This is a genomic window from Parachitinimonas caeni, from assembly GCF_030129945.1.
GTDB classification, from domain to species: domain Bacteria; phylum Pseudomonadota; class Gammaproteobacteria; order Burkholderiales; family Chitinimonadaceae; genus Parachitinimonas; species Parachitinimonas caeni.
This window is the reverse complement of record NZ_JARRAF010000005.1, coordinates 1-17738: the sequence shown is the minus strand read 5'-3', so window position 1 is coordinate 17738 and position 17738 is coordinate 1. Positions and strand designations below refer to the sequence as shown.

At 54.4% G+C, this 17738-nt stretch carries 24 protein-coding genes and 1 pseudogene; 8 read left to right on the top strand and 17 right to left on the bottom strand.

The window, feature by feature from the left end; translation table 11 throughout:
• Positions 1–7: 7 nt before the first annotated feature.
• From PZA18_RS05470 to PZA18_RS05415, 12 genes are all read right to left on the bottom strand, one after another.
• On the bottom strand, positions 8–631 hold the full coding sequence (locus PZA18_RS05470) for an HrpE/YscL family type III secretion apparatus protein (protein WP_284099796.1): 624 nt from the start codon (positions 629–631) through the stop codon (positions 8–10).
• On the bottom strand, positions 598–1296 hold the full coding sequence (locus PZA18_RS05465; RefSeq protein ID WP_284099795.1) for a SctK family type III secretion system sorting platform protein: 699 nt from the start codon (positions 1294–1296) through the stop codon (positions 598–600). The genes PZA18_RS05470 and PZA18_RS05465 overlap by 34 nt, the downstream gene beginning before the upstream one ends.
• A gap of 5 nt (positions 1297–1301) precedes the next feature.
• A complete protein-coding gene (gene sctJ, locus PZA18_RS05460) occupies positions 1302–2111 on the bottom strand; it encodes a type III secretion system inner membrane ring lipoprotein SctJ (protein ID WP_284099794.1) in 810 nt (269 codons plus the stop codon).
• 4 nt (positions 2112–2115) lie between these two features.
• A complete protein-coding gene (gene sctI / locus PZA18_RS05455; RefSeq protein ID WP_284099793.1) occupies positions 2116–2538 on the bottom strand; it encodes a type III secretion system inner rod subunit SctI in 423 nt (140 codons plus the stop codon).
• A gap of 22 nt (positions 2539–2560) precedes the next feature.
• Complete coding sequence (locus PZA18_RS05450; protein WP_284099792.1) at positions 2561–2968, bottom strand: hypothetical protein; 408 nt, start codon at positions 2966–2968, stop codon at positions 2561–2563.
• A gap of 7 nt (positions 2969–2975) precedes the next feature.
• On the bottom strand, positions 2976–3449 hold the full coding sequence (locus PZA18_RS05445; RefSeq protein WP_284099791.1) for a SycD/LcrH family type III secretion system chaperone: 474 nt from the start codon (positions 3447–3449) through the stop codon (positions 2976–2978).
• A gap of 96 nt (positions 3450–3545) precedes the next feature.
• Positions 3546–4475, bottom strand: coding sequence for a type III secretion system translocon subunit SctB (sctB, locus tag PZA18_RS05440; RefSeq protein WP_284099790.1), 930 nt, complete (start codon positions 4473–4475; stop codon positions 3546–3548).
• Between the two features lie 61 nt (positions 4476–4536).
• The gene (sctE, locus tag PZA18_RS05435) at positions 4537–5775 is read right to left on the bottom strand and encodes a type III secretion system translocon subunit SctE (protein WP_284099789.1); all 1239 of its coding nucleotides are present in this window, start codon (positions 5773–5775) and stop codon (positions 4537–4539) included.
• Between the two features lie 103 nt (positions 5776–5878).
• Positions 5879–6376, bottom strand: coding sequence for a SycD/LcrH family type III secretion system chaperone (locus PZA18_RS05430; protein ID WP_284099788.1), 498 nt, complete (start codon positions 6374–6376; stop codon positions 5879–5881).
• Positions 6377–6453: 77 nt separating this feature from the next.
• Positions 6454–7137 carry a hypothetical protein gene (locus PZA18_RS05425; protein ID WP_284099787.1) on the bottom strand — a complete coding sequence of 228 codons (684 nt, stop codon included), beginning with the start codon at positions 7135–7137 and terminating at the stop codon, positions 6454–6456.
• Between the two features lie 63 nt (positions 7138–7200).
• A complete protein-coding gene (locus tag PZA18_RS05420) occupies positions 7201–7506 on the bottom strand; it encodes a hypothetical protein (protein ID WP_284099786.1) in 306 nt (101 codons plus the stop codon).
• A gap of 210 nt (positions 7507–7716) precedes the next feature.
• On the bottom strand, positions 7717–8250 hold the full coding sequence (locus tag PZA18_RS05415) for a hypothetical protein (RefSeq protein ID WP_284099785.1): 534 nt from the start codon (positions 8248–8250) through the stop codon (positions 7717–7719).
• 508 nt (positions 8251–8758) lie between these two features.
• Here PZA18_RS05415 and sctW point away from each other — a divergent pair.
• The 5 genes from sctW to sctV all read left to right on the top strand — a co-directional run bounded on the left by sctW (position 8759) and on the right by sctV (position 13336).
• Entirely contained in the window at positions 8759–9880 is a 1122-nt protein-coding gene (sctW, locus tag PZA18_RS05410) for a type III secretion system gatekeeper subunit SctW (protein WP_284099784.1), read from the top strand.
• On the top strand, positions 9877–10251 hold the full coding sequence (gene sycN / locus PZA18_RS05405) for a type III secretion chaperone SycN (RefSeq protein WP_284099783.1): 375 nt from the start codon (positions 9877–9879) through the stop codon (positions 10249–10251). The genes sctW and sycN overlap by 4 nt, the downstream gene beginning before the upstream one ends.
• Before the next feature lie 20 nt (positions 10252–10271).
• Positions 10272–10664, top strand: coding sequence for a type III secretion apparatus assembly protein SctX (gene sctX, locus PZA18_RS05400; protein ID WP_284099782.1), 393 nt, complete (start codon positions 10272–10274; stop codon positions 10662–10664).
• Positions 10665–10666: 2 nt separating this feature from the next.
• On the top strand, positions 10667–10993 hold the full coding sequence (gene sctY, locus PZA18_RS05395; RefSeq protein ID WP_284099781.1) for a type III secretion apparatus assembly chaperone SctY: 327 nt from the start codon (positions 10667–10669) through the stop codon (positions 10991–10993).
• Between the two features lie 246 nt (positions 10994–11239).
• Positions 11240–13336: a type III secretion system export apparatus subunit SctV gene (gene sctV / locus PZA18_RS05390; RefSeq protein ID WP_284099780.1), complete on the top strand. Its 2097-nt coding sequence runs from the start codon at positions 11240–11242 to the stop codon at positions 13334–13336.
• 11 nt (positions 13337–13347) lie between these two features.
• Here sctV and PZA18_RS05385 read toward each other — a convergent pair whose 3' ends face one another.
• Positions 13348–13683 (bottom strand): STAS domain-containing protein, encoded by a 336-nt coding sequence (locus tag PZA18_RS05385; RefSeq protein WP_284099779.1) that lies wholly within the window; start codon positions 13681–13683, stop codon positions 13348–13350.
• 339 nt (positions 13684–14022) lie between these two features.
• On the opposite strand from PZA18_RS05385, the gene sctD reads away from it, so the two are divergent.
• The 3 genes from sctD to PZA18_RS05370 all read left to right on the top strand — a co-directional run bounded on the left by sctD (position 14023) and on the right by PZA18_RS05370 (position 16010).
• Positions 14023–15393: a type III secretion system inner membrane ring subunit SctD gene (gene sctD / locus PZA18_RS05380; RefSeq protein ID WP_284099778.1), complete on the top strand. Its 1371-nt coding sequence runs from the start codon at positions 14023–14025 to the stop codon at positions 15391–15393.
• A gap of 51 nt (positions 15394–15444) precedes the next feature.
• Positions 15445–15672 (top strand): hypothetical protein, encoded by a 228-nt coding sequence (locus tag PZA18_RS05375; RefSeq protein ID WP_284099777.1) that lies wholly within the window; start codon positions 15445–15447, stop codon positions 15670–15672.
• Positions 15673–15782: 110 nt separating this feature from the next.
• Positions 15783–16010 carry an EscF/YscF/HrpA family type III secretion system needle major subunit gene (locus tag PZA18_RS05370; protein WP_284099776.1) on the top strand — a complete coding sequence of 76 codons (228 nt, stop codon included), beginning with the start codon at positions 15783–15785 and terminating at the stop codon, positions 16008–16010.
• A 41-nt stretch (positions 16011–16051) separates the two neighbouring features.
• Here the strand turns inward: PZA18_RS05370 and PZA18_RS05365 are convergent.
• The 4 genes and pseudogenes from PZA18_RS05365 to PZA18_RS05350 form a co-directional block, all read right to left on the bottom strand.
• Positions 16052–16484: pseudogene (locus PZA18_RS05365) on the bottom strand (integrase core domain-containing protein); the annotation flags it as partial.
• A gap of 55 nt (positions 16485–16539) precedes the next feature.
• On the bottom strand, positions 16540–16815 hold the full coding sequence (locus PZA18_RS05360) for a hypothetical protein (RefSeq protein ID WP_284099775.1): 276 nt from the start codon (positions 16813–16815) through the stop codon (positions 16540–16542).
• 5 nt (positions 16816–16820) lie between these two features.
• Positions 16821–17150: a transposase gene (locus PZA18_RS05355; protein ID WP_284099774.1), complete on the bottom strand. Its 330-nt coding sequence runs from the start codon at positions 17148–17150 to the stop codon at positions 16821–16823.
• A gap of 247 nt (positions 17151–17397) precedes the next feature.
• The coding region (locus PZA18_RS05350; RefSeq protein WP_284099773.1) for a transposase at positions 17398–17738 on the bottom strand (341 nt) is incomplete at its 5' end.

The window sequence follows — 17738 nt, the reverse complement described above, 5'->3', positions numbered from 1 at the left end:
GCTCAGCTCAGGTACGACTGCCTAAAATCCGGCGGAAGGCATTGCCCAGTGCCTCGATCTGACCACTCATGCTCGCTTCGACCAGACCGATATCGCTTTCAAGAATGCAGGCATCTGCTGACAAGCGACCATCGGCGACGATATCCACGTAACCAATGCCGGGATAATCGACCAGCAACTCATGCATGCGCTGCTTGAGGGTATCGACATGCTCTGGCACCACACGCAAAGTCATGTGCTTCTGGTTGCGCACAACCGACAGCGCATTCTTGACGACAATGGTCACCCGATCGCGGTCGTCAAAGTCTGTGACGATTTTTTTTACGGATTCGAGCACCAGATCAACCATCTTGCTTTCGACGCGGGCGAAATAGTCAACGGTACGGCTGACCGTTTCGATCATGCGTTCCGCCGAATCCATGCGCGCCTCTTCCAGGCCATCCTCATGGCCGCGTCGGCACTCGGCCTCATACGCTGCTTTAGCTTCGGCAATGATGGCTTCTGCCTCACGCCGGGCGGCGGCGATCAACGCTTCGGCATCCAGCCATGCCTGGTAATCGGCAGCTTTGATGATCTTGCTACCGGCAAAGGTGCGGGCTATGCCCGCATTGGGGCGAGCAATGAATACCATTGGGTATCTGTCTCTCTCAGTAAGCGCCAGGCCAGACGGACGGCATCATCACCCAAGGGCAGGCTGTCTTCGCCAAGGGCTTCCGCCGCATCCACCAAGGGTTTGGGAAAACACAGACGGATGCGTAACCAATCGGGCTCGGCCAGCATCCAACGAAAAAAATTGATTCCTGCGAGGTCTACCATCTGCCGGGTATCCTCAGCCGCAATCAAGCGGAGCGGAACATCGCTATCTCTCAGCAGCAAGGCCGGCCCCATCGTAAACTCGTAGAGTTCTTTGCCCAACGCGTTTCGATGCGCCTCAATGTCGGCTCGGCTTAGCGCCTGGCGGATATGTCGGCCTACCAGCAGCACGCCTAGACGAGCTACCCAACGCTGCAGGCGGTCTGCTGGTAATAAGGTCAGCGGATCAACCGGATGCTCCGGGCCGGGTCGTGCGGTCTGCTCAATCAGATAGCTCGACAACCAGCGATGGGAAGCCAGCCCCAGCTCAACGCCAGACTGCAGCCAGGTCGCGACCATTTCCGGAAAAACCTGGGCATACCAGCTCGCGTGCAAACTGCGTGAAGGCAAAAACATCAGCTCGTGGTAACGCGGATAAAGCGCTGGCCGAGCCAGCCAGCGCTGCAGCTCAGCCTTGCCAGTTGCGGACGGGGTCTGGGCCATAGCGATCAGTGATCTGCCTTGCCGGACTGGGTTGCCTGGCGGGTCTGCCAATAATCCCTGCCGATATAACGCCAAGCCAGCCAGCCTGCCCCGCCCAGAGCAGCCAGCAACAGGACGATCAGGCTGATGAGGACTGCCTTCAAGGTTCCGGCAGACTCGGGGGACACTTTGAAGCCAAACGCCTCCGCCATGGAAACCTTGCTGGTTCCGGCAAGATTGCTGGCTTGAGCCGGCACCAGCACCACCGACACCTTGTCGGTGGAAAGTCCGGGAATACTGTTGGTAACCAGACGTTTGATCTGCGGAATCACCCCATCAAGGCTGTAGGACTCCTGATGGCGAATGAAAACCGCTGCAGAAGAGGGCAATGCGGTATCGGTATCCGCACTCCGCTCGGGCAATACGACATGCACCCGCGCCGTCAAGACGCCATCAATCTGTGACAGAGTAGATGACAGCTCCTGCGACAATGCCCACAGATAACGCGCCCGCTCTTCGAGCGGGGATGAAATCAGGCCTTCCTTCTTGAAAACCTCCCCCATCCGCGCAAACCGCTCCTTGGGCAGCCCTCGGGCACGCAATACCTCGACGGCTTTGGCAACGCTGTCCTTGTCGATGGACAAGCCCACCATACCTTCCTTGCCCGCAATTTTCTCGGCCTTGATGCCGCTTTCCAGCAATGCAGCCAAGACTTCATTGGCTTCTGCCTCAGGCATGGCGGCCATCAACTCGACCGAGCTGCCACAGGCCGTCAGAACCAGGGTAACAATCAGGGCCAGGCAGGCCGCTCGCCAGCGTGCAAACGTTGCAATCATGGGTTTACTGAATCTTGATGAGCTGTTCGATATTCTGGGTAGAGCGGCTGATGGCCTTGCCTACCAGTTCAAATTGCACTGACATCTGGGTCAGTTGCATCTGCATGCGCAGCATGTCGGTTATTGAGGACATATGTGCCGGATCAGAAAGATCGGATTGCAATTGCCCCCACTTCGACTGGACGTCCTGATTGACTGATCGGAGGCTATCCAGAATGGCATCCCCAACCGTTTTGACTTCAGGAGGGGCCGTCTCGGTAACGGTGGTGGCAACAGGTCCGGCAACTTGTGGTGCGCCAGTACCGGCCTGAGGCGCCATGGCCTCGGCAAAGCGCGCAACATCAGCCGAGTTGGCCGTGGCGGGTACTGCAGCTGGCGCGGCCGTTACACCGGCAGCGCCGGTCAGGGTGATGAGCATCGGCTCCATGGGTATCTCCGGGTGGAAAGGATCAGACCACAACAGGGGTGGTTAACAACGACTGGGCCAACGCCCGGATCTCGGGAGAGCATTCGGCAGTCAGCACCGATTCAAGAACCTTGGTACTTTCCTGCGCTCTACGGGATAACCGCAGGGCGAGGCCCAAGAATACCCGAATCTCCGGATCATCGGGACAAGCCTGCAAACCTTCCCGTTCCAGCAGCATCGCGGCTTCGGCCGCTTTGCCACCATTCAGCAAGGTCACTGCCAGTCCAATATAGACAAAGCTCCGGTCGGGCCGTACCGCCTTCAAGCCATTGAATATGGCGGCAGCCTCCACCAATTTGCCGGCCCCAGAAGCGACAAAACCCAGCTCGGTAAGAAGCCGGATTTCGTCAGGTGCCAGCGGCTCGCCGGCAGGTGCAGCAGACAGCCACATCGGGCTATCAGTGCTTTTCGATCAGGGTCAGCAATCCTTCCGCCCGGCCGCGCAACTCAACTTTGCCGGAAAGATTGCAGACATGAATCAACATGCGCAGGGTTTCGCGCGCTTCCCCAAACTGCCCCATGCCCACCAGGCACTCGGCAACATGCAAAGTCGGCTCGGATTCTTCTGGCTTGACCATGGTCGCCAGGGCATAGGCCTGGATGGCCCCTTCGTAATTCTTCAGCATCTGCTGGGTAGCCCCCAGACCCATCAGATATCGGGTTTCCAGCGGGCGGTAGGTGGTCAGCAAGGCAAAATAGCGTAGAGCTTCGGTGTACTTGGTTTGCATGTAGAGGTTGTAACCAATCATGTAAACCATTTCGAGGTCTTCATCATGAAAGCGTCGAGCACCGGGCAACTGAGCGGCTTCTTTGGCGAACTCCTCGAATACGGCATCAATCGAGTTCGTAGGGGTAACAGTTTCGGTGCTCATACGATCGTCCTTTCCGATAGCTCGGACTTATTGTCAATTCAACACAATCCAATTAACCAACCCGGCACTGCATGCCGGGTTGGTCTTCCAGTCAGCTTAGCTGATGATCTTGCGGTTGGTTTCGCTGTTCGACTGCTCGATTGCGGCCAACTTGTCGCGGATGTCGCGAATGATATCCATCATTTGCTGCATCAGCTCATTATCCTTGTCGCGAGCGGCCTCGTGAACCTTGGAGCTAGCTTCAAGCTCAGAACGCATTGCTTCTTCGTCAGCCGCTTGTTTGTCTGCATAAGCAGCACCAATCTTGCCAGCACCATCTGCCAGTTGACCCAGGCCCTGACCACCCATACGGTAGGCTTCTGCGCTGTTGCTGAACTTGGTTGCATTGGCCGATGCCTTGTCTGAGGCCGCTGTCCAGTTCGCTGCTTCTGACTTGAGGCTGGAGTCGGTCTTCGCAGCTTCCTTGATAGAACTTGCACCTTGCTTCAAGTCAGCTGCGTTGTTCGAATTGGAAATGCTCTTGCCCATCTGATAGCCCGACGCTGCTGCCGAACCCATCTGCAGTGCACCCATGCCAATCTGGCAAGCACCTTGTACCACGGCCGACACAAAGCGCTGCTGGGCAGCATCCCGAATCTTCTGAGCAGCCTCTTTCAGGTCGTTGATCTGTGATTGCAGATCGGCCTCACGCATGATGCGGGCGGACTGACGTGACTCTTGCGCCATTTTGGTAAACAAGGTCATGAAAGCGTAGATGTCGGTCAGGATGCCATCCTGAGCACTCGACAAGCCGCCCTTCAAGCCTTCCAGGCTGCCATTCTTGTTGACTTCAGGCTCATCCAGCTTGATGCCATCGCCGAGCTTGGCGAGCTGTGCCATGAAGGCATCTGCAATTTGATGGAACTTGGCCGCCTCTTCCGGGCTGAGCCCTTTGGCAAGTTCGTCGATCTTGGCCGATACATCGCCAGAAGTATCGGTAACGAGTTGCTGATAAGCGGCCTGTGAGCTGTTTACATTGATAGTCATTTTAAATTCTCCAAATCTCTAGTGCGATTCAGGCGGTGGCGGGTTCTCCCGCCACGCGTGATCAGGCAAAGTTGCGAACCGTCTGAACGTTGGCAGATGCGGTCGAGTTGATCATCTGGCTGACGAGCTGCATCGATTCCTCGAGCTGCTGCACCACTTCCTTCACCCGCTCCTGATCATCTTCCATCATCTTCTGCAGCTTCAGGATCAGCTTGTCGATATCGGCCTTGTCGGCTTTGGCGTTCTCGGCGTCACGCTGAACCATGGCTACATCAATCTTGATGCCACCTTGGGCGACGTTCAGCGCACCACCCACACCCTGAGCCACGATGCTGGTGATCTTGCCGATGTTCTGCGCCACGCGCGCTGCGCCAGACACTGCTGCGCCCGCGCCGGCACCACCCGTTGCGGCAATCATGGCGACAGCGACTGCCAACTGCACGGCCATCGTCACGCCCATGGCAATGTACTGGGCTGTCTGCTTGTCACAACCGCACAATTCAGCGATACCGCCAACCATATTGCCGATCAGATCTGGAGCCATGATGGCGGCAGCACCCGGAGCCACCACCAGTGCGACGGCACCCGCCAGCACTTTGCCGAGCTGCTCGGCTTTCTCTTTGTCCACACCAAACGCTTCGAGCATCTTGGTCATGCCTTGGGTCATCAGGCCACTGATCGAAATATCCGGCCCGCCGCATTCCTTGCTGATTGCATTCGCCAAATCCATTGTCGTTGCAGCAAGGCCCATACAGGCGAGGGCCAACAGTGGCGCTGCGGCACCACCGGTTGCCACCGTTGCGACAGCAGCTGCAATCACAGCAACCAGCGAAGCAACGAAGGAGAAAATCTTGGTAAACCAGCCGAGAATCTTGTTGGCTTTTTGCTTTTCGATTGCCTCTGCAATCTTTTGTGCGGCTTCCATCAGTTTGTTGATGGCGTCGTTGTGTGCTGCTTTCTTCTGGTCGGCAGAAATCTTGATGCCTTCCTTGGCAGTGGCCAGCTGCATTTCTGCGCTCTTGGTCTGCAGTGCGCCCAGCAACAACGACATCTGGTCTGCACTGAATTCCATTGTCGGCTGCTCAAGAGCCGGTGCGCCTTTGGGACCAGGGCGGCCAGCATCCTTGCCGTCTTTGCCCTGCGACGCGATCTGCGCAACAGTATTCAGCAGATCGGCCAGCAGCTTTGCCGGGTCAACCGCCACAACACCGTTGGCCTGGGTTTGAGTACCGGAGCCATCGACGGAAGTGGTGTTCAGCGTCAAAGGCTGGGTATTACTGTTTACGCTATTGATTGTCATGGTTTCTTTCTCCTGGGGGTTCACTCAACCTACACACTGCTTGAGTGACACGGCAGCGATTTGGGTTCCGTAATTTATTGTGGGAACCCAATCGCATATTTTGTTACGACGTCGCTTCTTCGCGCTTTTCCAGCAATGCCAACAAGGCTTTAGCCTGCTCGTGCATCACGGCATAGGCTTCTTTTTTCTCGGTCTGACGCACCACGAGATCGAAGGCTTCTTTGGCTTCTTCGATCATGCCGATGCCCACCATGCATTCACCGGTGTGGAATGTCGGTTCGGGATCAGACAGATCAAGCATCGACGCAATGCTGTAATGCTTGATTGCTTCCTCGTAGCGCTTGAGCATTTGCAAGGCCGAGGCAAACGACTTGTAGTAGCGACGCTCCAGATGGTCATGCATCAACAGAAAGCCGAATGCCTTGAGCGCATCAAGGAATTTGCCCTGGTTGTAGAGGTTGTAACCCAGGGTGTAGACGGCTTCGCACTCTTCCGGAGTGAATCCATAAACATCCTTGAGCGTACCGCCAATTGACCATAGCTCGGTCAGATCGGATGCCAGACGTTCAATTTGCTCATCGGTAATCGGTTCTGTGTTCATGCCAAAACTCCCTGGAAATCTAGATCTTCAAAGCAAGATCGGCCCGAAGGCCGATCTGGTGTAGGTATGCTGCCAAATTAGAACTTCTGGATCAGGCTGCTGTTTGCGTCGGAGAACTTCTTCAGACAGGTACTCAGCAGATCAAACGACTCGTTCCGCTTGTTCATCAGACTCTGCATGCGGACCATCGCGAGCTGCTGGGTGCTGTTGAGGCTATCAACATCTGACTTCAGAGTATCAATCTGCGACTTGGATGTATCAATCTCTGTCTTGGCTTCCTGAATCTTGGTCTTCAGCTCTGCAATCCAGGTATTGAAGGTACTACCTTTTGCGTCGAGGGTATGGTTACCGTCAACATTCCGTACACCAGCAGTACCTGGGTCAGTGCAGCCCAATTTCTTCAAGTCCTCATACATCGAATATGACTTGGGACCATCGTCGCCCATGCCATAGCTGATGCCGTGCCAGCTATTGTCATTACCCGGCTTGCCTTTTTCCAGAATCGCCTGCAGTTCCTGCATCTGTGCAATCTTGGCTTCCAGCTGCGGCCCCTTGGCACGTAGGGCATTGATCTCGTTGTTCTTGGCCGCAATCTGGCTATTGCGATTCTTCACATCCGACAGCTGATCGGTCAGCGAGGCGTCGATCAAGTTAGAACGGATGATCTGGGTAGCCATGATTTCGGCTTCAAGATTCAGAGATTCAAAGCTGTTTGCATTGACTGCAGCTGTGCCGGTGTTACCGCTTACTGATGTTGTCATGACTAATACTCCTTCGGTCGTACGAGCAGCGGCTTGTTGGGCACTGTCTCGCGTGATGTTTGGTCAAACCATGTTGCGCGGGCGCTTTACCTTGGGCGGTGCGCTTGCACCTGCACTGAATTCATTCCGTAACCTGGCCTGATGTACTTCTTCATCAATGGCCGCCATATCTTCGGCAAAGGCTTTCTGGGCATTGTTTTCGCCGGTACTGCGCACCGAGGGGCCGATGAACTGCTCCACTCGTTCACGGCTCGTACCGTGCGACTCGAAAATATCGGCTGTTTCAGCCAAGGCACGCTCTACTTCGCTCAGCATCCGCTCGGCTGCGGCAATGATTTCAGCGCTGTTTTGTTCAGAATTTGGGCCCATGTTCAACTCCTGTTGAGCTGTTGAAATTAGACTGCAGACTACGCCACTGTAGATTTAGCACGGTGCACGTGGCAATCCTCGATAAACAATCGAAGCATCCAGCCCGCCCGGGCAAACCCACAGCACAGCAAATTCCGCACACACCGAAAATCGACAACCCCAGCCATCCGATGAGCCGAGCGGGGCCGGCCCCAGGCCGGCCGCACTGCTTTAGAACTTCTGGATGATGCTGCTGTTGGCGTCTGCGAACTTCTTGAGGCAGGTGCTCAACAGGTCGAAGGCTTCATTGCGCTTGTTCATCAGGCTCTGCATACGAACCATGGCCAGCTGCTGGGTGCTATTCAGGCTATCAATCTTGCCCTTGATCGCTTCGATCCAGGTATTGATGGTGGCACCGTTGGTCTTGACTTCGCTGCCTGCAGCCAATGAGCCAGGAATATCCTTAACATTGGCATCCTTCAGCAGGGAATTCAGATTGGCGCGATCTGCGGCCGACAATTCAGAGTTGATCTTGACTTCCGCATCATCCTTCTTGTCGCCCTTAACGCTACGCAGTGCGTTCAGGGTCTGATTCAGCTTGGCGATTTCGGCGTTACGGTTCTTTACTTCGTTCAACTGATCAACCAGCGAACCCTCAAGCAGATTGGCACGGGTGATCTGTATGGCCATCATTTCGGCTTCCAGGTTCAGTGACTCGAAAGATTGTGGAGCTACTGCGGTTGCTGCGTTTACGCCTGTAGTCATTTCAAATACTCCTTTGAAAACTTGCTCATAAGTAAAAAGGCACTGCGCCGTATTCATACTGACCAGAAGCGTTCGGAGGTCTACTGGATTTATCCAGATCTTGTTGTGCCCCTGGACCTACTGTCAGCCTTCAGCGTTTCCGATTTCGTTTTCAGTCACGCTACACCGGGTAAGTGACCGCCAAGAGAAGGCAGTTCACACAATCAGCAAAAAATCATGAAATGTTTCGCCAAAAACTTCTTATTGCTTTGTTTTATAGGCGTTTTTTATAGATTCTTCATTTTTCACACCTGCGCCGAAGGGAACCCAAGGATCGCCATTGTTACCAACGCGCGCCCGTAATCCTGCATATGCTCCATATGCTCAGGTAACGGTTCAGGCCACGTCCAGCAGCACCCACATTCGCCCCAGGTAATAGCTATCCAAGATTTGCGTAATTAGTATTGGAATGAATGCGCCGCCTCTGTTACTCACCCGATACATCAGACATTTTTAGAGGGCCTGAATCATGGTTCGAATCGATAACCCCAATCTCGGCATGTCCGGATTGGCTTCACAAGGGAATGCGCCCAATGCGCAGACCGGCAACCAGAAAACCGGCAATTTGCGGGGAGAAGCCGTAACGTTGAATCAGGACGCGGGAGGTCTCGACACTGATTCAGTTGAAGAGATTTCGATGCATTTCTCGGAAAAAGCCGAAGAGAAAGACTTGAAGGAACGCCAACTCGAATCGCATCACCAGATGGAAGTGATGAAGGTCGAGGAGATTCTGGCGTATCTGCAGGCGATGCAGGACCAGAATGACCCGGAAAAGCTAGCCGCCACCGCCAAACGGATGCTGGACAAGAACAACCAGGCCAGCCCTCGCCAAACCGCCCGCCAGTCTTTCGGCGATCTGGCTGGCCAATACTTGGCATTGCAATACGCCGCACGGCGGGGGGAAGAAGATGGTGCCGATCCGGCCATTCTGGAACGCATTCATGACGCCATTGCAGAAATGGAGACCGATTTCGGCCCCCAGATTCGCGCAACGCTCAATAGTGCCAATGCGGCATCGGCTGAATTTCACAGCAGCCCCTCGACGGCCGCCCAACTGCGTAATACATATCAGGACATCGTCGTCGGACAGGACACTTTGGCCAACACGCTGCGTTCGGTGCTGGAGCGTTTTGGTGAAGATGACTTCCCGCGTGCCGTTGCTGGGTTGATCAAAGCCTTGGGAGATGACCTCGCCGCCGCACGGCCTTCAAAAGAGCCAGCGAGGCTGCAGGCTATTCTGACAGACCTGTATCAACTGGAAGTCACCGTTACCATTCTGGATCAGTGCAAGGATCTGGCCGCCACGCTCAAGAAAGACCACGGCCTGACCACGGTCGATTCGTTGAAGCTGATGAAAGATCTGGTCAACATCACTGCCGAGCGCTGGGTCAACTCCAACCGCTTCACGGCGCTGGCAGACCAACACGGTGCGAAAGAACCCACTCCACAGGTATCGTTCATCAGCGGTGTCAAGCAATCTCTGCGAGACATGCCCGTAAAGATTTTCGCAGATACGGATACACGGCAGGCGCTACTGACAGCCGTGCAGGATGCATTGGATATTGCCATCGAGAAAGAGGAAGAAGCATGAGCTGGTCCGCACAAACCTTGTCTGACTTCGGTCGCCAAATGGGCATGGAAGATCTGTCCTTCAACCACAATGGCGTGGCAAGGTTCGACTTTGCCGATGGCGGCAGCATGGGCATTGAGCTGAAAAGCGAAGTGGTATTGATTTACCTGATCCGGCCGCTTGGCTACCATGGTGAAACAGCCCGACAAAAAGCCTTGCGGCTGGCAGACCGTCGCCAAGGCTGGTCAATGCCCATCCAGGTTGGCTGCATGGGAGCCAACAAACTGATCTTCCTCACCCGCCTGCCAGAGCGATCGTTTACCTTACCCGCGCTGGAGGAGGCGCTGGATCTGTTGAACCGCCTGCATCAGATGGCCCAGGATGGCCGCTGAGCTGAACAAGGAGTCATGAAATGGCCGACTTACGTTACAACGGGCTGAGCTTTGATCGGGGTATTGAGCAGATCGTCCATACGCAGGATGTCTCTGTCACCACCCTGCCCGATCACCAGGATCTGACCCCGGCCGAGCTCAACTCAAGGCCCCAGCTGGAACAGCTGCTGGCCATGCCGAATCTTGCGGACTATCTGGAAAATCATTTGCGCCCGGAGTTGCTGAACAAGGACATCCTGTCCCCGGCACGCTTTCGCCAGGCCCTCGACAGCGCTCTGAAGATGCTACGCGATGCGGCCGAGCAGGATCCTGCCAGCGCCAAGCAGCTCAATCGGGCCGCCCGCCTGCTGGGGGAAGAAGCCGACCTGCGCGATTTGCTCCAGATGTACCGCAGTGCACTTTATCAGGGATAAGCGTGAATTCAGAACAACGCGACCTTCTTCATATTTTGGGCTATTTCTATCTGCAACATGGTAAGGCCGACAAAGCGGAAACCATCTTTGCCGCCTTATCGGCACTGGCCCCCCGTGATACGCGGTTTGCGCAGGGGCTGGCCTGTGCGCAGATCCGGTCAGGCAAGGCCGAACCCGCATTGGAGATTCTGGATCGACTACTCGATCAAGGAGAGATCGGTGCCATGGTTCACTTGCTGCGTGGCCAAGCCTTGGCTCAGCTGAATCGCACGTCCGAGGCCAGCCGTGCCATGCAGGCGTATATGTCCGCCAGGGCCATAGAGACGTGAAACGTCGTAGCAACCTTGGCCGCGCCTGCGTGAGGGCAATGTATCGCAAGGGATCATCAAGCATGCCGGTACTTTGCAGATTCTTGTTTGCCCAAGTTCGTTTGGTTGCATGGCGGCATCAAGCAATGCCCGGCCAACAAGGTTTGAGCGCCTTATATACTTTTAGTTGTCATGACACCCGGCCCCCCGCATGAGGGCGGCCGGGTGTTTTGCGTAACGCTATCTTGATCAGGATTACTTAAAGAAGTGGAAAAAATCCAACGTGTCGTCATGGCCATCGCGGGCCGCAATGATCTGGTACTGGCGGCGGTCATCGTCTGCATCATCTTCATGATGATTCTGCCATTGCCGATCCCGCTGATTGATGGCCTTATCGCCATCAATATGTGCCTATCGGCTATTTTGCTGATGGTGGCCATGTATCTTCCTTCCCCGCTGGCCTTCTCTTCCTTTCCAACGGTACTGCTGATCACGACTTTGTTCCGTCTGGGTATCAGTATCGCCACAACGCGCTTGATTCTGTTACAGGGAGATGCGGGCCACATCATCCATACCTTTGGTAATTTCGTGGTCGGCGGCAATCTGGTGGTTGGTCTGGTGGTGTTCCTGATTCTGACCATCGTGCAGTTTGTGGTGATTACCAAGGGTGCAGAGCGGGTGGCGGAAGTAGGTGCCCGATTTTCACTGGATGCCATGCCAGGCAAGCAGATGTCGATTGACGGGGATATGCGCGCTGGCGTAATCGATATGGACGAAGCACGTCGTCGTCGCAACATCGTCGAGAAGGAAAGCCAGCTCTATGGCTCGATGGATGGCGCAATGAAGTTCGTGAAGGGTGACGCCATCGCCGGCCTGATCATCGTGGCCGTCAACCTGCTCGGCGGGATTCTGATCGGCACGCTGCAGCGCGGGCTCACGGCTGGCGATGCCGTCAAGGTCTACTCGATTCTGACCATCGGTGACGGGCTGATTGCACAGATCCCCGCTTTGTTCATCTCGATTACCGCCGGCATGATCGTTACCCGAGTCAGTAACGACGAAGGTGGCCCCTCCAACGTGGGTAAGGACATTGGCGCACAGCTGCTGTCTCAACCCAAAGCGTTCATGATCGGCACGGTCGTCATGCTCGGCTTTGGCATGATTCCTGGCATGCCAACCGCTACCTTTCTGGTATTGGCAGCGCTCGTTGGCATTGTCGGTTACACGCTAAGCCGTGGCGAACGTAAGGTTGTTGATGAAAAGACCGGCAAGGTCACCACGGTGCCCGCGATGGCGGCTGCGGGTCAGAAGCCCGCAGCCAAGCCCAAACAGGATGGTTCGGAAGAGTTTGCCCCAACCGTCCCCTTGATCATGGATGTAGCCGATGCCCTGCAGTCCAGCTTTGATCCAGAGATGCTTAACGATGAACTGATCAAGGTAAGACGCGCTTTGTATTTTGATCTGGGCGTGCCATTTCCCGGCATCCAGCTTCGGTTTAACGATCGCCTTCCCGCAGAAACTTATGCAATTCACCTGTCGGAGGTTCCGGTATCACAGGGCAAGCTCCGACCTGGTTATCTTTTGGTCAGAGAGCATCCCGACAATCTGAAGGCACTGTCCATCCCCTTTGAAACGGACAAGAAATTTCTGCCCAATCTGGCAACCATCTGGGTTCCCGCCAATTTGCGCGAGCCATTAGCCAAAGCGGGCATTGCCTTTATGGAGCCGGGCCAGGTGCTCACCTACCACCTTGCATTCGTCCTGAAAAAGTACGCGGCAGACTTTATCGGCATTCAGGAGACGAAATTCCTGTTAACCGCCATGGAAGGCCGCTTCCCAGATCTGGTCAAGGAGGCGCAGCGTGTTCTGCCCATCCAGAAAATCGCCGAGATTCTGCAGCGTCTGGTTTCGGAAGAAATTTCCGTCCGTAATTTGCGCACCGTGCTGGAGGCGCTGATCGAATGGGGCCAGAAGGAAAAAGACTCGGTCTTGCTAACGGAATATGTACGAACCAGCCTGAAGCGTCACATCAGCTACAAATACTCCAGCGGGCAGAACATCTTGCCAGCGTATCTGTTTGCACCAAATGTGGAAGATACCGTCCGCGGCGCGATTCGTCAGACCTCAGCAGGTAGCTACTTGGCACTGGACCCGCAAGTCACCCGGCGCTTGGTGGAAAACGTCAAGAAAGCTGTGGGTGATTTAAATGCGAGCGCCCAGAAACCGGTTTTACTGACGTCAATGGATATCCGTCGGTACGTTCGCAAGATGATTGAGCAAGATCTTTACGACCTGCCCGTGCTGTCGTATCAGGAGCTGACGCAGGAAATCAACATTCAGCCCCTGTCACGTATAGAAATATGATGGTGACCGGCTTACGCGACGCTCTTCAAGGCTTCTTCAAGATTGGGTGCCACGGCAAACAAGGCCAGAAAGCCCGACATGGAGAAAACCTCGCGTACGTTTTCGCGCAGACCCGCCAGCGCCAGCTTACCTTGGCATGTGCGCAGCTTTTTTCCTGCAAGCAGGACGACGCGCAAACCCGCCGAGCTGATGTAATCGAGATCAGCAAAGTCGAACACCAAGCGACTGGTGCCAGCATCCAGCTCTGCAGTCAGCATGCGCTCCAATTCGGGGGAGCTGGCGCTATCCAGGCGGCCAGTAGGGCGAAAGATTGCAACAGAATCGCGATGTTCGAGATGAATAGTCATGGGCTAGCCCCGGAAATTGAAGGGAATCTGATCAAATTATTGCTCCATCGACATCAGCGACGATCAGACACACATCGCGCCAATGAAGCCAGTTGTGATTTTAGCTGGTTTCGACAGCGAAACAGACAGGTATCAACCCTAGGCCGGAATCATAGGGATTGTTCAAACCAAAGCCGATAGTGGCAGTTTTAATTCCCGCATAGGCGCCAACGGCTGGAGTGAGAGTGATTAGGGCTATTTCATTTGGCTCATCACTTCAACCCTTAGACCTCAGCGATGCAACAAGATCCTGCACATACGCAATTCAATTGAATCCGTGCAGTGGTACAAGGTAACTCAATGACAACGGTAGCTTTAGAATTAAGAGTCATCCACGGCATACAGGCAGGGGCCAGACTTCCGCTGGCAGAAGGCAGCTATCTGCTCGGTAGCGGCGAACGAGCGGACGTGGTGTTGCGCGGCCCAGCAATCAGCGAGGAGCACGCTACGCTGACCATTTCCGCGAACCAGATTACGCTAACACCCGGCAATGGCCCCATCACTTTAGCGAATGGCAGTCACATTCAATCTGCCTACGACCTGGCAATCGGTGCAACTTTTTGTCTGGGGGGTATTTGGCTATGCGTAGATGAGCCCGCTTCCGCCTGGCCAGCGCCAATTGAATTGATTGCGCCGGCTCCGATAGATTCAGCTACCCGTGATAGCTCAGCCGACCAAACCAATGATCAGCCTGCCCTCCCCCCTCCGCCACGAACCGAACCTGCTTTAGGGACATTGCCGGAAAATGATCTCGCCGCTCCTTCCGCAGACCATCAACACAACCAGCGGCCGAAGGCATTTTTTCAGCACATTCTTCTGTCAAGCATTGCGATTGTTGTAATCGGCACCGTGCTATTTGTTGTATTCAGCAAGCGACCATCTGAACAACCGCAGCAAGCTAAACTTGAACCGAAACAGCAACTACTGAACGCCATCAAGGCTAGTCACCTGAGCAGCCACTACAAACTCCAAGCGGTTGGCGATGGATTCATAGTAAACGCTCACGTTAAAGATGACGCTGCCAGAGCTGCCTTGGCACGCCAGTTGCTCTCACTACCGGTTAAATCAACTCTTCGAATTACCACGGATGCAAACCTGCTGGCTGGCGCACAACCTATCATTGAGCAAAGTGGGCTACCGATCAAAGTGACAGCAACGGGAGGCGGTAGTATTCAAATAACAGGGGCGGCACCAGGATCTGATCGGTTGGAGCAACTCTTACAATCGCTGCAGGAGGAAGTACCCGGTATTCGCCACATCGACAATCAGGTGTTGCTGCCTGACGATCTAATCAGTCAGCTAAAGGCTGCACTCGGTCGAGCTGACCTACTTAGCAAAGTCAAACTCATCGCCGCGACACGAGACAACCAACGTACACTAGACTTGTCGGGCACACTATCTGCAGACGACTTTGACCGCTGGGAGAAATTGTTTACTGACTTCACCCAGCGATATGGTTCGATGCTGCCGATTAAGGCAAGCTTTATCCGCCTAGCCCGCCCGCTACCCTTTGGGATTCGTAGTGTAGTAGGTGGAGACATGCCATATGTGATCACGCAGTCAGGGGAAAAGATAATTGCGGGCGGTAAAATCGGTGCTTATCGACTTGCATCGGTCTCTGACAGCGAAATCATTTTTGAAGGTCCGGAAAGAGTGCGGGTGGCAAGATAGTCATGAATATTGGGAACTCTATACCCATGACAGTTACTCAAATAAATGAGCATGAATATGCAGCTAGAACACTTTGCAAGTAGCGACCTGGAAAAGCAGCTGCAACGAGATGTTGATGGAAAAATAAAAGCCGAACTGATTAAGCAGCTATCGTCTTTGCAGGACAAACTCAATCGACGACTATCGCATGGCATGGCAAAAGCTGACTTTGAACGATGGTCTGGAGCAAACCAGGCAGTTAATGCCGCACTCGATACTTTAATTGCGCCTTTCAAATAGCATCCGAGCTTGATTGTGTTTACAACACGCGCTGGGAAAGCAGCCGGCAGCAACCGAACCTCAACTCATCCTCTTTCCGCTCTGCGGCAACGTCCTTAAAGGAGAGCACAATGTCACTCACGTTTGACTACATCAACAGCACCTTGAACACCTATGTTCAAACCCGCGAGACGGATCTCAAAACGCAGATCACTTCGCTGGGTAGCAACCCGTCAACAGCAGATCTACTTGGGATGCAACAAAAGATTCAAAGTTGGACCATGATGACCGATATGCAAAGTACTGTAGTAAAACAAGTTGCCGATGCCCTTAAAGGTATCATCCAGAAATCAGGCTGACATTTATAGTAATCCCCCCATTTTTGGGGTCAGAAGTAGAGCTAAGTAGCCATGGCCAGCCGCTGCTTTGAGGTGATGCCGCCCAAGGCCATGTTCGGGCGCTCATGATTGTAAAGTCAGAGTCAGCGAGTTGCATACTCCTGAGCCTCGGAGATCGACTCGAACAGGCGCTGGCCCAGCCAATCATAACGGACGATGCGGTTAAATCGCGCAATGTATGCGTTTTGCTACGCTTGCCGGGCTTAATACGATCCAGCCGGATACCGCTTTGTTGCGCCTGGTCGGTCAGCGCCTTACCAAGGCACTCCGGGCCGTTGTCACTGCGGATGGCAACGGACTTACCTCTCCATTCGATGACTGCCCAGGGGCACGTACAACCCGCTCGGCTGGCAAGGACAGATCAATATCCAGCGCCGCGCAGCAAAAGTCATCAATGATGTTCAGTAACGAGAAACGGCGCCCATCGGCCAGTTGAGCTTGGTCACGATTTTCGAATACCAACGTAGCATCTAAGCCGGCATATTTACATTTAAGCCGCCATTTTTAGTGTTGTCATCGACTCGGCGCATCGCTGCACCAGGGTTTGGTAACCGATCGACGAGTGGCTGCCCCCTGATGTCAAGCTAGTTGTCGCATCGATCAATTGAAGTGAAAGAAATCGGGGGCGGGCCGTGCCCGGCGCCGTGGTGTTGAACTCCCGTTTAAACACATTGGGCACCACCAGCATTGAATGCTTGCTGTTGGTCGTTGCCTTGTAGCGCCACTTGTGGTGTGCCCGGATGCCAGCTTCTGCATCAATACGCACCTTACTCACCGGATGCCCTCGGGATTATCACGGTTTACTGCACTGCGACTTCTTTGCAAAGTACGCCGTGGCATTTTCCAAGATTTCGATCTACGTCTTGAGACAGGAGCTTTCGGCACGCAGGTGGGACACTCCATCTGCTCGGGCAAACCCGGCTTACCCGAGCCGGTGGCCAGCTTCCCGGCTTTATGGGCCTTGCGCCAGTTGCCTAGTGTCTGCTCTGAGATACCCAAGTCGCGTGCAACTTGGGCCGGCCTCTTGCCTTCAGCCTCAACCAGACGGATCGCTTCCTGTTTGAATTCGGTGGTGTGGCTTTGTTGGAGAATTTCGTACATTCGGAACCACTGTGGACAAGTTTAACCGGCTACTATTGGTGTCCGAAATTCGCGTCTAAGCTTACTGTGGGAACTCCCTCTATTCGAGAAAATTCCACTTAAGAATCTCTGCAGTTTTTTGGGGGGATTACCAAGTAGCATCGGATATGCCATGGCGACAATGCGCCTGCACTGCAGTGGATTCGAATGTTATTGCTAAATTCTAATGCCAAAACATTCTTGTGACGACACCCTCTAGATGGTGTCGTCATGAGATTTCCAGCCAAAGAGCAAGGCACCGTATTTGAACGGCCGCGACAAACGACTTCAGTCGTTTTGCGTAGCGGGTTGCAATCCCGCGCCATCGCTTGATCTTGAGAAAAGCGTTTTCGACCAAATGCCTGTGCTGGTATAGGTGCTCATCATACGGCCGCTGTTCCTTCCGGTTACAGCGTGGCGGAATAACCGGATTCATCCCTTGTTCACGGGCTTGCTGCACAATAGCGTCATTGTCATAAGCCTTATCACCGATCAGATTCTGAGCCGAAATCCCTTCAATCAACGCCTGGGCTTGGCTGCAATCCGCCCGGCTGCCCTCGGTAATCCTTA

Coding starts and splice junctions, on each gene's coding strand:
- PZA18_RS05470 (WP_284099796.1), bottom strand. CDS start 631: ATGGTATTCATTGCTCGCCCCAATGCGGGCATAGCCCGCACCTTTGCC.
- PZA18_RS05465 (WP_284099795.1), bottom strand. CDS start 1,296: ATGGCCCAGACCCCGTCCGCAACTGGCAAGGCTGAGCTGCAGCGCTGG.
- sctJ (WP_284099794.1), bottom strand. CDS start 2,111: ATGATTGCAACGTTTGCACGCTGGCGAGCGGCCTGCCTGGCCCTGATT.
- sctI (WP_284099793.1), bottom strand. CDS start 2,538: ATGGAGCCGATGCTCATCACCCTGACCGGCGCTGCCGGTGTAACGGCC.
- PZA18_RS05450 (WP_284099792.1), bottom strand. CDS start 2,968: ATGTGGCTGTCTGCTGCACCTGCCGGCGAGCCGCTGGCACCTGACGAA.
- PZA18_RS05445 (WP_284099791.1), bottom strand. CDS start 3,449: ATGAGCACCGAAACTGTTACCCCTACGAACTCGATTGATGCCGTATTC.
- sctB (WP_284099790.1), bottom strand. CDS start 4,475: ATGACTATCAATGTAAACAGCTCACAGGCCGCTTATCAGCAACTCGTT.
- sctE (WP_284099789.1), bottom strand. CDS start 5,775: ATGACAATCAATAGCGTAAACAGTAATACCCAGCCTTTGACGCTGAAC.
- PZA18_RS05430 (WP_284099788.1), bottom strand. CDS start 6,376: ATGAACACAGAACCGATTACCGATGAGCAAATTGAACGTCTGGCATCC.
- PZA18_RS05425 (WP_284099787.1), bottom strand. CDS start 7,137: ATGACAACATCAGTAAGCGGTAACACCGGCACAGCTGCAGTCAATGCA.
- PZA18_RS05420 (WP_284099786.1), bottom strand. CDS start 7,506: ATGGGCCCAAATTCTGAACAAAACAGCGCTGAAATCATTGCCGCAGCC.
- PZA18_RS05415 (WP_284099785.1), bottom strand. CDS start 8,250: ATGACTACAGGCGTAAACGCAGCAACCGCAGTAGCTCCACAATCTTTC.
- sctW (WP_284099784.1), top strand. CDS start 8,759: ATGGTTCGAATCGATAACCCCAATCTCGGCATGTCCGGATTGGCTTCA.
- sycN (WP_284099783.1), top strand. CDS start 9,877: ATGAGCTGGTCCGCACAAACCTTGTCTGACTTCGGTCGCCAAATGGGC.
- sctX (WP_284099782.1), top strand. CDS start 10,272: ATGGCCGACTTACGTTACAACGGGCTGAGCTTTGATCGGGGTATTGAG.
- PZA18_RS05385 (WP_284099779.1), bottom strand. CDS start 13,683: ATGACTATTCATCTCGAACATCGCGATTCTGTTGCAATCTTTCGCCCT.
- sctD (WP_284099778.1), top strand. CDS start 14,023: ATGACAACGGTAGCTTTAGAATTAAGAGTCATCCACGGCATACAGGCA.
- PZA18_RS05375 (WP_284099777.1), top strand. CDS start 15,445: ATGAATATGCAGCTAGAACACTTTGCAAGTAGCGACCTGGAAAAGCAG.
- PZA18_RS05370 (WP_284099776.1), top strand. CDS start 15,783: ATGTCACTCACGTTTGACTACATCAACAGCACCTTGAACACCTATGTT.
- PZA18_RS05355 (WP_284099774.1), bottom strand. CDS start 17,150: ATGTACGAAATTCTCCAACAAAGCCACACCACCGAATTCAAACAGGAA.